Annotated in this window: 17 protein-coding genes; 12 read left to right on the top strand and 5 right to left on the bottom strand. The window is 48.9% G+C overall.

The window, feature by feature from the left end; translation table 11 throughout:
- The 5 genes from ABNS04_RS10900 to ABNS04_RS10880 form a co-directional block, all read left to right on the top strand.
- Positions 1-281 (top strand): hypothetical protein (locus tag ABNS04_RS10900; protein WP_348671480.1); only part of this gene is annotated, 281 nt, incomplete at its 5' end.
- A gap of 24 nt (positions 282-305) precedes the next feature.
- On the top strand, positions 306-743 hold the full coding sequence (locus ABNS04_RS10895; RefSeq protein WP_006954864.1) for a flagellar protein FlaG: 438 nt from the start codon (positions 306-308) through the stop codon (positions 741-743).
- Between the two features lie 11 nt (positions 744-754).
- Positions 755-2,140: a flagellar filament capping protein FliD gene (fliD, locus tag ABNS04_RS10890; RefSeq protein ID WP_272977883.1), complete on the top strand. Its 1,386-nt coding sequence runs from the start codon at positions 755-757 to the stop codon at positions 2,138-2,140.
- 22 nt (positions 2,141-2,162) lie between these two features.
- A complete protein-coding gene (fliS, locus tag ABNS04_RS10885; RefSeq protein WP_006954866.1) occupies positions 2,163-2,633 on the top strand; it encodes a flagellar export chaperone FliS in 471 nt (156 codons plus the stop codon).
- Positions 2,634-2,636: 3 nt separating this feature from the next.
- On the top strand, positions 2,637-2,924 hold the full coding sequence (locus ABNS04_RS10880; RefSeq protein WP_006954867.1) for a hypothetical protein: 288 nt from the start codon (positions 2,637-2,639) through the stop codon (positions 2,922-2,924).
- 53 nt (positions 2,925-2,977) lie between these two features.
- Here ABNS04_RS10880 and ABNS04_RS10875 read toward each other — a convergent pair whose 3' ends face one another.
- The 3 genes from ABNS04_RS10875 to rpsT all read right to left on the bottom strand — a co-directional run bounded on the left by ABNS04_RS10875 (position 2,978) and on the right by rpsT (position 5,942).
- Positions 2,978-4,909: a prolyl oligopeptidase family serine peptidase gene (locus tag ABNS04_RS10875; protein WP_348671478.1), complete on the bottom strand. Its 1,932-nt coding sequence runs from the start codon at positions 4,907-4,909 to the stop codon at positions 2,978-2,980.
- Between the two features lie 100 nt (positions 4,910-5,009).
- The gene (locus tag ABNS04_RS10870) at positions 5,010-5,492 is read right to left on the bottom strand and encodes a hypothetical protein (RefSeq protein ID WP_272977886.1); all 483 of its coding nucleotides are present in this window, start codon (positions 5,490-5,492) and stop codon (positions 5,010-5,012) included.
- Between the two features lie 189 nt (positions 5,493-5,681).
- Positions 5,682-5,942 (bottom strand): 30S ribosomal protein S20, encoded by a 261-nt coding sequence (rpsT, locus tag ABNS04_RS10865; RefSeq protein ID WP_006954872.1) that lies wholly within the window; start codon positions 5,940-5,942, stop codon positions 5,682-5,684.
- A gap of 121 nt (positions 5,943-6,063) precedes the next feature.
- On the opposite strand from rpsT, the gene ABNS04_RS10860 reads away from it, so the two are divergent.
- The 7 genes from ABNS04_RS10860 to ispH all read left to right on the top strand — a co-directional run bounded on the left by ABNS04_RS10860 (position 6,064) and on the right by ispH (position 14,842).
- Positions 6,064-7,410 (top strand): PAS domain-containing protein, encoded by a 1,347-nt coding sequence (locus ABNS04_RS10860; RefSeq protein WP_272977887.1) that lies wholly within the window; start codon positions 6,064-6,066, stop codon positions 7,408-7,410.
- A gap of 42 nt (positions 7,411-7,452) precedes the next feature.
- Positions 7,453-9,015 (top strand): murein biosynthesis integral membrane protein MurJ, encoded by a 1,563-nt coding sequence (gene murJ / locus ABNS04_RS10855; protein ID WP_006954882.1) that lies wholly within the window; start codon positions 7,453-7,455, stop codon positions 9,013-9,015.
- Between the two features lie 74 nt (positions 9,016-9,089).
- Positions 9,090-10,043: a bifunctional riboflavin kinase/FAD synthetase gene (gene ribF / locus ABNS04_RS10850; protein WP_272977888.1), complete on the top strand. Its 954-nt coding sequence runs from the start codon at positions 9,090-9,092 to the stop codon at positions 10,041-10,043.
- Between the two features lie 47 nt (positions 10,044-10,090).
- Positions 10,091-12,925, top strand: a complete 2,835-nt coding sequence (gene ileS, locus ABNS04_RS10845; protein ID WP_272977889.1) for an isoleucine--tRNA ligase — start codon at positions 10,091-10,093, stop codon at positions 12,923-12,925.
- Positions 12,918-13,451, top strand: a complete 534-nt coding sequence (lspA, locus tag ABNS04_RS10840) for a signal peptidase II (protein ID WP_272977890.1) — start codon at positions 12,918-12,920, stop codon at positions 13,449-13,451. The genes ileS and lspA overlap by 8 nt, the downstream gene beginning before the upstream one ends.
- Before the next feature lie 2 nt (positions 13,452-13,453).
- Positions 13,454-13,894: an FKBP-type peptidyl-prolyl cis-trans isomerase gene (fkpB, locus tag ABNS04_RS10835; RefSeq protein WP_006954889.1), complete on the top strand. Its 441-nt coding sequence runs from the start codon at positions 13,454-13,456 to the stop codon at positions 13,892-13,894.
- A gap of 18 nt (positions 13,895-13,912) precedes the next feature.
- The gene (ispH, locus tag ABNS04_RS10830) at positions 13,913-14,842 is read left to right on the top strand and encodes a 4-hydroxy-3-methylbut-2-enyl diphosphate reductase (protein WP_272977891.1); all 930 of its coding nucleotides are present in this window, start codon (positions 13,913-13,915) and stop codon (positions 14,840-14,842) included.
- Here the strand turns inward: ispH and ABNS04_RS10825 are convergent.
- Positions 14,817-15,122 carry a hypothetical protein gene (locus tag ABNS04_RS10825; RefSeq protein WP_272977892.1) on the bottom strand — a complete coding sequence of 102 codons (306 nt, stop codon included), beginning with the start codon at positions 15,120-15,122 and terminating at the stop codon, positions 14,817-14,819. The genes ispH and ABNS04_RS10825 overlap by 26 nt on opposite strands.
- A 44-nt stretch (positions 15,123-15,166) precedes the next feature.
- On the bottom strand, positions 15,167-15,525 hold a 359-nt coding region (locus ABNS04_RS10820; RefSeq protein WP_348671474.1), incomplete at its 5' end, for a hypothetical protein.

Raw genomic sequence — 15,525 nt, 5'->3', positions numbered from 1 at the left:
CGCGCCGCGAAGCGGACGCGAACAAAGCCTGCGGCAAGCGCAGCGAGCCGCATCCCCACCTGGCGGCGCAGCCGCCATCCCCCCATAGTTCGTGCACAGCCTCGCGCCGCGTAGCGGACGCGAACAAAGCCTGCGGCAAGCGCAGCGAGCCGCATCCCAGCCTGGCGGCGCAGCCGCCATCCAAGCTCAAAAAACATTCAAAAAAATCACTAAAGTTCATCCACTCCTTGCCGATAACCAACACGTACCAGTGTAATTTTTGCGCTGACACGCTATCATAACCATACTACAGAGAGGACACGGTTATGGGTGAATTTACCATCAGTTCCAGAGACATCACTCGCGCCAACAGCAGTAATGCCGCGGATCCCGTAACAGGCCGTGGGCAACTACGCGAACAAGTGATGGGCGCTGTAAAGGCAATGCAGCAACAAAATAATGCGGCAATGCCAAGCGATGCAGTAAAAGAAGAGCAAGCGGCAATCAGTACGCCCGCGAGTGTGGCTGAAATGGCTGAACGTATTGCACAGCTTAATAAGTCTGAGGCAATTCGTAACACCAGTTTGCAATTTGTCATGCAGGAAAATAATGAACCGCCAGTGGTACAGGTGGTCGATAAAGACAGCGGCGATGTGATTCGACAAATTCCGTCGGAAGTGGCGGTGAAGATCGCTAAAGCTATTGATGAACTGGTCGATAACGAAGATAGTCGTAGCGGTTATCTGTTCGACAGCAGTATTTAAGGAGGCCTAACATGGCAGGTATTTCATCCCTCGGGGCACAATCAGGATTAGACTTAGAAGGCATCGTAAACGCAACGATTGAAGCGGAGCGCGTGCCTAAAGTCAATCGTCTGAATCGACAAGAAAGCAACTTGTCGGTTGAGCTCTCATTTATTGGGGAGCTGAAATCCGTCATGTCTGACTTTAAAGATGCTGCGGCTAAACTGGCTGATGTCGACCAGTACAACAAAAACAAAACCACGGTAACGCAACCCGAGTCGGGCGATATCATCTCGGTATCGAGTGATGGCGATGCGGCACCGGGTAGTTTTGATGTTGAAGTGGTCAATATGGCAAAGGGCAGTCGTGCGACCTCTTCGGCAGGTGCATTTACGGATGCCGAACAAGTGATCAGTTCGCAATCTGGCAGCTTAACGTTCAGTGCCGGCGATAAAAGCTTTACGGTGGATATCGCGGCCGACGCAACGTTGGATGACATTCGCAAACAGGTGAATGACGCGGACGATAACTTTGGTGTTACTTTCAATATTATCAATACCGGCTCAGAGGCGCGTTTGGTGGCAACGTCATCAGAAACGGGCGCGGGCAACGATATTGAAATTACCAATACCAATGCAGACTTTGATGCATTATCGACCGTCGCCAACGCTGGCGGCGCGGGTGGCATGAGTATTGCGGCTGAAGACCAATCCACGGATGCGTTAATTCGTGTCGATGGTATCGACGCGACCAGTGCTGACAATACCTTTGAGGACGTGATTCAAGGCTCAACGATTACTGTTGAGGGAGAGTCACAAAATGGCGAGACTGCGACTATGCGTATTGCCGAAGACAACAGTGCGGTGCGGAAAAACATCGACGGGTTTGTTAAGGCGTATAACAATGTCATGGGATTACTAGGTCAAGCCGGTGCCGAAGGTGCGCAGTTCCAAGGTGATGCGACCGTACGTAGTATCGAGAATCAAATGCGTCGCTTCCTCAGTGAAGAAGCGGGTGGCTTGAGTATGTTCAACGCCGGCTTTGGTATCGATGACGAAAATAAGTTGCAGCAGGAAAACACGTTAACCAGTGTCAGTGAAGTCGCGAAGGAACGTTTTGGCGATTTTGAAAAGCTGTTTGCTGGCGAAAACGGATTAGCGTCGCGCATTGAAGACTATGTAAACACTTACACCAGTTTTGGCGGGTCACTGCAAACTCGAACAGATTCATTAAATAACCGCTTAGATCGTATTGATGACCAACGCGAACAATTAGGTCAACGGCTTGATAGGCTTGAGACGTCGCTACGGCAGAAATACGCAGGACTTGACTCATTGCTTGGACAACTGCAATCCACCAGTAACCGGTTGGATCAGCAGCTGAGCAATCTGCCAGGGTTCTCGCGTAATAAAGAGTAATCGACAACGATAGAGGTTCGTTATGAATAATAAGCTCAAGAATTACACCCGCGATAATGTGCGTAACCGTTTAGAAGACGCGGATCCGTATACCATTATTCAGATGTTAATGCAGGGTGTTCTCGAGAATTGTAGCTATGCCAAAGGCGCGATTCAAAATAACAATATTGAGAAAAAAGCGCATCATATTGGTCGCGCGCAGGCGATTCTTGAGTCACTGATTGTGAGCTTAAACCCAGAAGCAGGCGCAGACGCAACCGATAATCTAATCGGTTTGTATGGCTACATGAGTGACCGCTTAATGACGGCATCGGTCGAGCGTAATGTCGAAATCATTGATGAAGTGATGGGCTTAATGTTGCAAATTAAAGGCGCTTGGGATCAAATTCCAGCGGATGCACGTCAAGAAGCTCATGAAGTGCTCAGTAAACTACATGCTGAAGAAGACGCTGCACATGAGCAAGAGGTGCAACGCATTGCGAGCAGTGCGTAAGCTATGAAAGAGGCATTGAAACAGCTACAAGCACTTACGCAGCATTTCGAACAGACGGTAGCCGCGGAGGATTATGCGGCCGCTGAATTGGCGCTTCTACAACTTGAAAAGCATTTCACCCAGTTACCGGATGGATGGCAAAACGACGATGCGATTAAAACTGAGCTGTTGCGGGTACAAGAGACCCTGACCACTTATCGTCAAGCTTTACAGCAAGCGAAAGATACAGCGAAGGATGACATTAGCAGGTTAGGAAAAAGCAAAAAGGGCGTTAAAGCCTACACCAAATAACCATTGAAATGTGGATAAAAAAGCCGCCAGATGCATTATCTGGCGGCTTTTTGTTATTCAATATTTGCTTTAACAAAGTTAATTACTCGGTCAAAAGCTTGTTTGCGATTAGGGTTGCTGTCTAATGAGTGGGTACCATTTTCAAGCAACAACAGCTCTACTGGGAGATTATACCCCTTAGCTGCCTTGTAAAAGGCCTCCGACTGGTCGTCTGGAACCACGACATCGCCTGTGCCATGAACAAGCAAAGTAGGGCGTTTGAGTTTACCAAAGCTGGCGATAGGTGAAATAGCCTCTAAATGCGCTTTGCCCTGCTCGCTATCACGATCACCGACCATGATATTGTCAACCATTTGAGCCGTTTCGCCGGCTCGGGTATCCTCTAAAATAGCGTTAATATCGCTGACGCCAGCAATCGATACATAACAGTTAAACTGTGTCGGCGTATTGGTCGCCGCGAATAGAGAAACATAGCCGCCGTATGACCAACCCACGACACAACTATCATCAACATCGGCGAGTTGCTGTTCTTTTACCCAAGCGACGCCATCAAGCACGTCTTGCTGCATACGCTGTCCCCATTCACCGTAACCACGCGCTTCGTAAGAAGAACCAAAGCCCGACGAGCCGCGAAAGTTAACTTGCAAGACAGCATAGCCTGCATTAACGAACATGTGCTCTAGCGGATGGAATACTTGGGTATCGCGTTGCCAAGGTCCGCCGTGTGGCATCACAACTAACGGTCGATCGGCATCACCGCCGTTGATCAAATAACCATTCAGCACCAGGCCGTCACTGGCCTCGAATTCGATAGGTTGCTTGGCGGGAAACTGCTTGTTTTCCAGTGCCGGCTGAAGCGCCATCCATAAACCGCCGGCTTTATTGGCGAGATCAATAAAGTAAAAGCGAGAAGGGCCCGACGCTGAGTAGGTCTTAACGAGCAATTTATTGACGCTTTCGTCAAAGTCTACCACGATAGGATTCATGCCTTTGAAGGTATTCTCGACAAGCGCTTGGCGCTGTTTAAATGCCGGAGCAATGAATTCCACTTCGGGCATATCAGCCGTGTAACCAAAGCCAATCACTTGGCCGTTGTGCTCCCTTACGCTGGCGACGTCATAAGTTTCGTTCTGAAATAAAGGCTCGACCCATTCGTTAGTATCGAGCGAATAGCGCCAAACTTCTTGTTTATCACTCTTCTGATACGTCTTAACAATTAAAGTATTGTTGGCAGGCTCATACAAGACCGGCGTAAAACCATCCTCTTCAAATGCTTCATAAGAGCCAATTTCTTTCCATTGACCGGCATCTTCCTGCCACAAATAGAAAGTACGGGTTAAGTCCTCAACCGCCACCGCGACAACCGAGCGACCGGTCGAGTCGCCAATAAAGTAACTCGGTTTTTGCAAGCTCGGTGCGAACTTCTCTGAGGAACCGCTATAGACATTAATCTTATGAACCGATGGGAAGTAATTATCGCGCTCGCTGACCTGTTGCAACAAAATATGTTCTGGATCGTGAGGAAGCATAGAGACAATTTGGTCACCGCTAACTAACCAAGACCAATCTTTAGTATCGGTGAGCTTGCGTAGTTTTATCTCTTTTAACTCGCTACCATCTTTGTTGACCGCAAACAACTGTCCAACGCGACGAGAACTACCGTACATATGCTCAGGATAATCGGCGCTGATAAGTAACCGCTCGTTATTCACCCAGCGTAGTTTAACGATACGTTCAGACTGATTGCGTAACTTAAGGATAGTCGTTAAATCCACTTTCCCGAACGGAGAAATCACCACTTGTTGAGTTGCGCCATCGGTATTATAGACGGCAGCAATGAGTTCACCATTGGGTGAAATGGTAGGTTGTTCAACGATGTTCAGTTGACTGAATGCAGAACTTGGAAGTGTTTCACTCTGTGCCAAACTGGGGGTCGAGATCGACAATAGCGCAGAGGCGATAATCGTTTTTATTATTTTATTCATGGATAAATACATCTATTTTGTTAAAAAATTGATTTTATCAAATAAGTAGCCAATGAACGAGCACAGTTTGCTATCCAACGCTGGCATGCGAGGAAAAGGCTTACAAAGTACTTGCCTCACACCGTGTCTTTTGACGCGATGGCGTATTGACGACTTCTTGCGTGATGAGTTTTTTGGTGACCTTATTCGTTACCGCTTTTTGTGTCTCGGCATCAACGATCCAAACTTCAGCAGTGCCGTTCTCTTGATCACGATTGTATTTAAACTCATAGATCTTACCCGGTTCAAAGGTACCGTTGAGTTTGAAGTAGTTTTCTAACGGACCGCCGGGAACGTATTTTTTGATAAATGCATACCGCGCGATGATGGTATGTTCGCCTGCATCAAAGTCCCGAGCGGCGACATAGTCTGCTTCACGACCATAATAACAATAGTTGTAAATAACATGGCTACGTTGAATCGATGTGTCTTTATAATTACGTAACTTGAACTGATTGTCTCCCGGTGGAGGGCTGCTACATGCTGTGCTGCCCAAAACGACCGCCGCCGCTATCACGCCTTTTGCAAGGTTAAAACTGCGCATAAAATTCCCCTTTTTGTCGAAAATATGCACATTGACTATAAGTGATATCATATTAGAATGAAAACAAAGTGAGATAATAATTACATTTAATTGTTACAAAATTTGATCGTGTAGAGATTAAGGAAGGAATTTGGACACAAAAAAACCGGCATTAAAGCCGGTTTTTTGAACACGTTGAAAACGTGTCGATTAAAGCGCTTGGATCTTAGCGTTCAAACGGCTCTTATGACGTGCCGCTTTGTTTTTGCTGATCAAGCCTTTAGTTGCGTAACGGTCCAATAATGGGGTTACAGTTTGTAAAGCTGAGCTAGCAGCTTCTTTATCTTTGCTCTCAATGGCTGCGTTTACACGTTTAAGGTAAGTACGCATCATTGAACGGCGGCTTGCATTATGGCGGCGATTTTTCTCGGCTTGAATCGCACGCTTTTTAGCAGACTTAATGTTAGCCAAGGTGAACTCCTAAAATTCGTTAACAGAACGCTTCTTTATAAAGGTCGTGGATTATGCCTAATCTGGCGGAAATGTCAACACTTATTGTGTGGATGTCGCGCACAAATTGGGGTACGACGCTTTGTTTAAGGATAACCCGTATGTGGTTGATGCGCCACATATCCGCTTTTATGCCGGGGTCCCGTTACGACTGGATGACGTCACAGTCGGCACCGTATGTATTTTGGACACTGAACCGCACCAATTGTCCGAGCGCGAACTTCAAAGCCTTGCCTATGTCAGTGAACATGTCAGTGAATATTTAGCGTTGTCGCTTAAACATCAACAGCTGATGCAGGAACACTCATTTATCGATGACACGCCTGCTGCACTCATAAAGTGGCGTTACAACATGGCGCTCGAATTACAGTACGTGTCCGCTAATATACAATCCTTATTCCACATCCCAACGGATGCCTTGCGTGAGGGAAGTAGAGCCTTTGAGGATTTTCTCGACGAACGCGGTCGCAAAGAACTTAACTTCTTGCTCAGTAATCATTTAGCAGGGGTCGCGAGTAGTGAAGCGCAATTCCGCATTTTACCGCCTAAAGGTCCGGAGCGCTGGGTGAAGTTATTATCAAAAAGCTTTTATGATCCCGAGGGTCGGCTCGAGAACATCCATGCCATGCTGATTGATAACACGGCTAATCGCTATTTTGAGAAGCGCTTGAACGAAGCCAATCAGCAGATGCGTTTGGTCCTGGAGGCCTCAGGACTCGGTACCTGGGATTGGAATGTGCCATCAGACACCAACAAGGTCAATCAACGCTGGTGTGAATTATTAGGGATCGATTACGCTAACTTTGACCCGTCGCTCTACTTTTGGGAGAGCCTTGTTCATCCGGCGGACTTGAAGCGTGTTGAGCGTGAACTGCAGCAGCACATGGCGGGCGAGACGCCGGCGTTTTCGACTATTTACCGCATGCGTCATAAAAACGGATACTGGGTATGGATAGAAACCTATGGCCGTGTTGTTGAGCGAAGTGAATCCGGTGAGGCAATACGTTTGACGGGGACGCATCGGGACATTACCGAAAAGAAAGAGGCCGAACTACTCGATGCGCTCGGCGCGCTCTTTTATGCGGTTCAACTAGATAAAGCGCGCATGGATGCTGAGACGCTGATGCGTCATATTCGATCGGACGATATGGTTGCTCGTTTAGGCGGTGAAGAGTTTGCCTTGATTTTAAACGGCGGGACGCAAGCGGCTGCCGCGGCAATACTTGAGCAGATTAGGCAAGATATTCAGCAGTCAGTAGTACGTGTCGATGACCATGCGATCAACTTCACCATTAGTATCGGGGCTTTGTTCATCGACAATGAAACGGCTGCGTACGAGGATTTGGAACAAGCGGTACTCGATCACGCGGATAAAGCCTTGTACGAGGCTAAAAAGACCGGCCGAAATAAAATAGTTTGGGGTGAATAATCTGATACACTGACGCTTTTCATCGTCCGATCAGGAGAAGTCGTGTCTAAAGCCTTGCTACGTTCAGGATTCATCGTCAGCGCAATGACTCTGATTTCACGAGTGCTTGGCCTCGTACGTGATGTAGTGATTGCGAATCTCATGGGCGCAGGTGCCGCCGCGGACGTGTTTTTTTTCGCCAATAAAATTCCTAATTTTTTACGTCGGTTATTTGCCGAAGGTGCCTTTGCACAAGCCTTCGTGCCAGTGCTGACCGAGTACAAACAAGGACAACCCCTTGACCAACAGCGACTTCTGATCGCACGGGTTTCGGGAACACTCGGAACCATTGTTACCATCGTGACACTCGTCGGCATGATCGCATCCCCGGTTGTGACTGCGCTGTTTGGCACCGGTTGGTTTTTAGATTGGTGGAACGATGGCCCACAAAGTGAGAAGTTTGTGCTGGCGAGCGATCTACTCCGTATCACCTTTCCCTATTTATGGTTTATCACCTTCACCGCGATGGCGGGCGCTATACTCAATACGCTGGGTAAGTTTGCTGTGGCCGCATTTACGCCTGTTTTCTTGAATATTGCGATTATTGCAGCCGCGATTTGGCTGGCGCCTAACCTTGAGCAGCCTGAGTTTGGTCTAGCCTGGGGGGTATTTTTTGGTGGTTTAATCCAGTTTCTATTTCAACTTCCCTTTCTAAAACGCGCAGGGCTGCTCACGCGACCGCGTTGGAGCTGGCACGATAGTGGTGTCACGCGCATTCGTAAGTTAATGTTACCGGCGATATTTGGTGTTTCCGTCAGTCAAATTAACCTATTACTCGATACGCTGATCGCCAGCTTTTTAATGACCGGCTCAATTAGTTGGCTTTATTACTCCGATCGCTTGCTTGAGTTTCCGCTCGGACTATTCGGCATTGCGATTGCCACCGTTATTCTGCCCGCGTTGTCCTCGCGCCATGTCGACCAATCAACGCAAAATTTCTCGGCGACACTTGACTGGGGGATCCGGATGGTACTCTTGCTCGGTTTACCGGCGATGGCGGGCCTTTTTTTTCTCGCCGAACCCATGCTAATGGTGTTATTTATGCACGGCGCATTTACGCCAAACGATGCCGAGATGGCATCCTACAGCCTGATGGCTTATTCGGCGGGGCTGTTGAGCTTTATGTTGGTCAAAGTCTTAGCGACTGGGTTTTATTCGCGTCAAGATACCAAACGACCCGTTAAATTTGGCATCATTGCGATGGTCGCAAACATGGGGCTGAATATCGCTTTTGCCATCCCGTTTAGCTATGTTGGCTTAGCCATGGCAACGGCAGCATCGGCGGCACTCAATGCCTTGTTGCTTGGCATAACACTCTATCGAGAACGTGTCCTTGTAGCACAGCCGGGAACTTGGTCTTTCATCATCCGCGTAGTGGCTGCTGTAGCGGTGATGGTCGGGGTGGTATTATGGTTGACCCCATCAACCCAGCAATGGCGTGAAATGTCGCTCGTTGCACGGCCTTGGCAATTAGCGCAAATTATTGGCGTAGGTGCGGGGGTCTATTTGTTGGTGTTGATGCTGAGTGGATTAAGACCACGCCATTTGCGTGCGCAAGAATACTGATTCTGAACGCAGCATCGGTTATAATCTCACCCGAGTTATTTTTATACATTTAATTAGTGGTACTTTGTTCGGCTATGGAACTCATTCGCGGCATACACAACTTGCGCTCAGAACATCATGGATGCGTGCTTACCATTGGTAACTTTGATGGCGTACATCTTGGTCATCAAGCCGTGCTGGCGCAAGTAAAAGCGCAGGCGCGCGCACTGGGTGTGGCAGCCGCGGTGATGACATTCGAACCGCAGCCGCAAGAAATCTTCCAGCCCGAAAAAGCACCGGCGCGACTCACTAATTGGCGAGAAAAATATTTAGCGCTGCGCGATCAGCAGATCGACCGCCATTTAGTGATTGAGTTTAATCGTAAATTTGCCAGCCAACCGCCTATCGAATTTATTGAAAATGTATTAGTCGAAAAGTTGGGTGTGAAGTTTTTAGTGGTGGGCGACGATTTTCGCTTTGGCTACAAGCGTGAAGGGGACTTTGCGCTATTGCAACGCGAGGGTAAACGGCTTGGTTTTGAAGTCGTCGATACGCGCAGCTACCGTCAGCAGCAACAGCGGGTCAGCAGTACTGCGATTCGCGCGGCACTTGCCGAAGGCGACTTTGAGCGTGCCGAAAGTATGCTGGGGCGTCCGTATCAAATGATGGGCAAGATCGTGCATGGTCGTAAAAATGGCCGTACCATTGGCTTCCCAACGGCTAATATTCCATTGAAGCGGTTAAAAAGCCCGCTGCACGGCGTATTCGCGGTTAAAATCAATGTAGGTCGCGCGTTGGGCGCGACGACAAACAGCCGCGCCGAAGGCACATACCACGGTGTCGCCAACCTAGGTACGCGACCTACGCTTAACGGCGATGAAGTCCAATTAGAAGTGCATTTATTTGATTTTTCAGGCAACCTGTACGGTCAGCACGCAACCGTGACACCGGTCGCCAAATTAAGATCCGAGCAGCGCTTTGCTTCGCTCGAACATTTAAAACAGCAAATAGAGAAAGATGCCGCTCGTGCCCGAGCACTTTTAAGTTGAACGGCCACGATAGTCAGTAAATATGCGGAAAATGGAAACAGTGACCCATGAGTGATTATAAGCACACATTAAACTTGCCGGAAACGGCGTTCCCAATGCGCGGAAACCTCGCTAAACGCGAGCCGGGCATGCTCAAACAATGGTATCAAGACGATCTCTATGGCGAGATCCGTAAAGCCAAACAGGGCAAGCCAAGTTTTATTTTGCACGATGGACCTCCGTACGCAAACGGTCAGATCCACATTGGTCATGCGGTCAATAAAATTCTCAAAGACATTATCATTAAGTCGAAAACCCTAAGCGACTTTGATGCACCTTACACCCCAGGCTGGGACTGTCACGGCTTGCCTATCGAACTGCAAGTCGAGAAAAAGCACGGCAAACCGGGCCAAAAGCTCGACTTGGCGGAGTTCCGTAAACATTGTCGTGACTACGCGCAGACGCAAATTGACCAGCAGCGCGAAGACTTTAAACGGTTGGGTGTATTGGGTGACTGGGATAATCCTTATTTAACGATGAACTTTAAGCAAGAAGCGGATAGTGTGCGCGCGCTTGCTAAAATCATCGATAAAGGTCATTTGCATCAAGGCTTTAAGCCTGTGCATTGGTGTACAGATTGTGGTTCAGCACTCGCCGAAGCAGAAGTCGAGTACAAAGATAAAGAATCACCCGCTATCGATGTGCGCATGCCGCTCACGGATAGCGACAAAGCACTGGCGGCGTTCACAACGCCAGAAGGGCATCAAGGTCAAGGTAAACTGAGCATGGTGATCTGGACCACCACGCCATGGACCATGCCGGCTAACCGTGCAGTAACGCTTGCCGAAGGGCTTGAATACGCGTTAGTGCAAGTCGAAGCAACTGACGACCAACAGGCTGAGCGCGTCATTCTTGCGAGTGACTTGGTAAATGATTGTATGGACCGTTGGGGCATCAATCACTATCACAAGTTAGGCTTCTGCAAAGGTAAAGCGCTCGAGCTGTTGCAGCTCGACCACCCATTATTTGATATCAAAGTGCCGGTGATCATGGGCGACCATGTTACCACCGAAAGCGGTACAGGTTGTGTGCATACCGCACCAGGCCACGGTGTGGATGACTTCTTGGTGGGCCAAAAATACGATCTAGAAGTCTATAACCCGGTGGGCGACAACGGTGTTTACAAAGAAGATACGCCGCGCTTTGCTGGACAGCACGTGTTCAAGGCGAATGAGCCTATCATCGATGCCTTACGTGATGCAGGTAACTTGATGCACGCTGAGCGTTATAAGCACTCGTATCCGCATTGCTGGCGCCATAAAACGCCGATTATTTTCCGTGCTACACCGCAGTGGTTTATCAGCATGGATCAAAAAGGCTTACGTAGCCAAGCGCTTGAGCAAATCAAGAAAGTGCGTTGGGTACCCGAGTGGGGTCAAAGCCGCATCGAGTCGATGGTTGAAGGCCGTCCAGACTGGTGTATCTCCCGTCAACGGACGTGGGGGAACCCGATCGCGATTTTCGTCAATCGAGAAACCGAAGAGCTGCATCCCAACACCCTTGAGCTGATGGAAAAAGTGGCTCAGCTTATCGAGAAAGACGGTGTTCAGGCATGGTTCGATCTTGATCCGGCGACCTTGTTAGGTGATGAAGCGGACAAATATCGTAAAGTGACCGACACCTTGGATGTCTGGTTCGATTCGGGTGTGACTCACCATTGTGTATTACGTGAATTCCCGGGGTTAAGCTGGCCAGCAGATTTATACCTTGAAGGTTCTGACCAACACCGCGGCTGGTTCCAAAGTTCATTGGTAACGGGTGTCGCGATGTATGAACAAGCGCCATACCGTCAAGTGCTGACGCACGGCTTTACCGTAGACGCGCAAGGTCGCAAGATGTCGAAATCAATCGGTAACGTGGTTGCGCCGCAGGATGTAATGAATAAACTCGGCGGCGATATCTTACGTTTGTGGGTCGCTTCGGCAGATTATTCAGGCGAGATGACGGTATCAGATGAGATCCTCAAGCGTTCAGCGGATGCCTATCGCCGTATTCGTAACACCTCACGTTTCTTGTTAGCGAACTTGAGCGGTTACGATCCTAAGCAGCACCAAGTGCCGATGGACGAGATGGTCGAGTTGGACCGTTGGATTGTTGGCCGTGCAGCTGACTTACAGAAACAACTGGTGGATGCCTACGACAACTATCAGTTCTTGTCTGTGGTGCAAAAATTGATGCACTTCTGCTCGATTGAACTGGGTAGTTTCTATCTGGATATTATTAAAGACCGCCAGTATACCGCTAAAGCGGATAGCTTGGCGCGCCGTTCGTGTCAGACCGCATTGCATCATATTGCCGAAGCACTAGTACGTTGGATGGCGCCGATTTGTAGCTTTACCGCGCAAGAAATCTGGGATCTGTTGCCGGGTGAACGCGAGCAATACGTATTTACTCAAGCATGGTATGAAGGCTTTGAACAGTTTGCCGGCGTGAGTAGCGAGGAAAATACCTTCTGGATTGAGCTACTGAATGTACGTGATGCGGTTAACCAAGCGCTTGAACAAGCGCGTCGTGATGATGTCATTGGTGGCTCGCTGCAAGCTGAAGTGACCTTATATGCGGATACGGCACTCGCCGAAAAACTGAAGCGCTTAGGTGCGGAGTTACGTTTTGCGCTACTGACCTCAGAAGCGTCAGTCGCGGACCTTGCGGATGCACCAGAGAGCGCGGTAAAAGCCGAGCAATTACCGCTCGCCGTGGCTGTGGTTGCAAGTGCTCACAAAAAATGTGAGCGTTGCTGGCATCACCGTGAAGAAGTCGGTCAAATCAGCGAGCACCCCGATCTATGTCAGCGTTGCGTAAGCAATATTGACGGAGCAGGGGAGGAGCGTCACTTTGCCTAAAGCTCAATCAGTAAAGCCTAACAAGCGTGCATCGGGCCTACAGTATTTGTGGGTCACGGTGGCGATTTTCATCATCGATCAACTCACCAAATGGTGGGTGGCGAGCGATTTCGAGCTATACGAAAGTCGCATTATTATTGATGGTCTTTTTAACCTCACATACGTGCATAACTATGGTGCGGCATTTAGCTTCTTAAGCGACGGTGGCGGCTGGCAACGTTGGTTCTTTACCCTGATAGCGGTCGCCGTCAGTGTGGTATTGCTGATCTGGTTGCGTCGCAATGATGTGAGCTTTTGGCGTCAAAATTTGTCATTCTCGTTGATTTTGGCAGGCGCCATTGGCAATGTGACGGATCGCTTTCTATTTGGCTATGTTATTGATTTTCTCGACGTCCATTATGAAGGCTGGCACTGGCCAGCATTCAATGTGGCAGATTGTGCAATTACATTAGGCGCCATACTTATGCTACTAGAAGCGTTTATTGATAATCGCCGAGATCCAGAAGAGACTCAAGGTAAGGAGTAGTCGTGGGACGTTTACCTATTGAAGATGGCCGCGAAGTGGTCATGCATTTCACCATTAAGCTAAGTGATGGCTCAGTGGCTGATAGTACACGGATGTCGGGCAAACCGGCTAAGTTTCGGATGGGCGACGGTAGCTTAACCGAAAACTTCGAAGCGTGTTTAATTGGCTTGCGTCCAGGCAGTGAACGAGAGTTTACCTTGCCACCTGAAGATGCGTTTGGTGAACCTAATCCCGACAATTACTATTATGTTGATTCGTCTAAATTCAGCGACGAGACCAAACCCGAAGTGGGCGCTATTCTCGCTTTTACCCAGCCGGACGGTACAGAATTACCAGGTATCGTGAGAAAAATCGAAGGACCCACCGTGACCATCGATTTTAATCACCCTTTGGCAGGCCAAACGGTGATTTTTGAAGTTGAAATTATTAGCGTGGAGCCGTAACGGGCACACGGAGGAATTATGCAAATACTACTCGCTAACCCACGAGGCTTTTGTGCCGGCGTCGATCGCGCCATTACCATTGTCGAGCGAGCGCTTGAGATATTTGAACCACCCATTTATGTGCGCCATGAAGTCGTACACAACAAATATGTGGTCAATAAGCTACGTGATGCGGGAGCCGTCTTTGTCGAAGAGCTCGATGAAGTGCCCGATGAAGCGATTGTCATTTTTAGCGCGCACGGCGTATCACAAGCGGTACGTCAAAATGCCAAGGATCGGGGACTAAAAGTCTTTGATGCGACGTGCCCGTTGGTGACCAAAGTGCACATGGAAGTCACTCGAGCGAGTCGAAAAGGTCATGAGTGTGTTTTGATAGGCCATGCAGGGCACCCAGAAGTCGAAGGTACGATGGGGCAATACGCGAACCCGAAGGGCGGCATCTACTTGGTGGAGTCACCCGAGGATGTTGGTACGCTCGAGATAAAAGATCCAAATAATTTACATTACATGAGTCAAACGACGCTGTCGGTGGATGATACGGCGGATGTGATTGATGCTTTGCGTCAACGGTTTCCAAACATTAACGGACCGCGTAAAGATGATATCTGCTATGCCACACAAAATCGTCAGGATGCGGTACGTCAATTAGCTGAGGAAGCGCAATTAATGTTGGTGGTGGGTGCAAAAAACAGCTCAAACTCCAACCGGCTGCGCGAATTGTCAGAAAAAATGAGCACACCGGCTTATTTGATTGATGATGCCAATGGTATCCAACGCGAATGGCTTAACGATATTGACCGTGTTGCGGTGACCGCGGGAGCCTCGGCGCCCGAAGTCTTAGTACGTGAAGTGATCGAGCAATTAAAAGCATGGGGCGGTAAAACCGTCAGTGAGCGCGAAGGGCGCGAGGAAAACATTACGTTTAGTATTCCGCCGGATCTTCGCTAGTCAGATCAATAAACACGGGTATTGCCCCATCGAGTTCAGTATGGGTAAGCCAACATGTGGCTTGCCGTGCTGAATGCCATACTTTCTCTACCCTAATTTCAGCAGCCTCTGCATGCCAACGTGCTAAATCATCTTTATTGACGATGTTCATCAGTGACTGTTGCGCGCGTTGCAACGCTAAAAGCGCGCGCTGACGCTGTGCCAATTGAGCGAGCTCCATCTGTGTAAGTTGTACTGTCGTGAGCCCGCTGGCGAGTGCGATACTCATGATCAAGGTCATGACCATCGCCTCCATAAGTGCCGAGCCTCTGTGCCTTGGTTTGCTCATAGGCGCGTTGTTGTAGGCTTTGATACTGTTGCCATTGCCAAATGAAGCGTTGTGAAAGCAGACTCAGCTGGTTGGTTGCAAAGAGCATGATCAACGCATGTATGCCAATCAACGACACTAGGGGAGTCATAAAGCTGCTCATGGGCGGCGCTCCTATCTATTCCATTAAAATGACTCAGAGGTAACTCGACGGCGAACTTGGGGCTGGCGAGACGGATAAGATAGCCGGCGTTCATTGAAATAATCTCAAATTGCGTGAGGGGCACGCTCTGTGCCACAGAGAGTCCCTGCCAACCACGTCCATCACAATTAACTGCATTACCGTGATACTGCAAAACACCGTCGTTAAGCCGAT

The organism is uncultured Idiomarina sp., assembly GCF_964010655.1.
Taxonomy (GTDB): domain Bacteria; phylum Pseudomonadota; class Gammaproteobacteria; order Enterobacterales; family Alteromonadaceae; genus Idiomarina; species Idiomarina baltica.
This window is presented reverse-complemented; position numbering and strand designations above follow the sequence as displayed.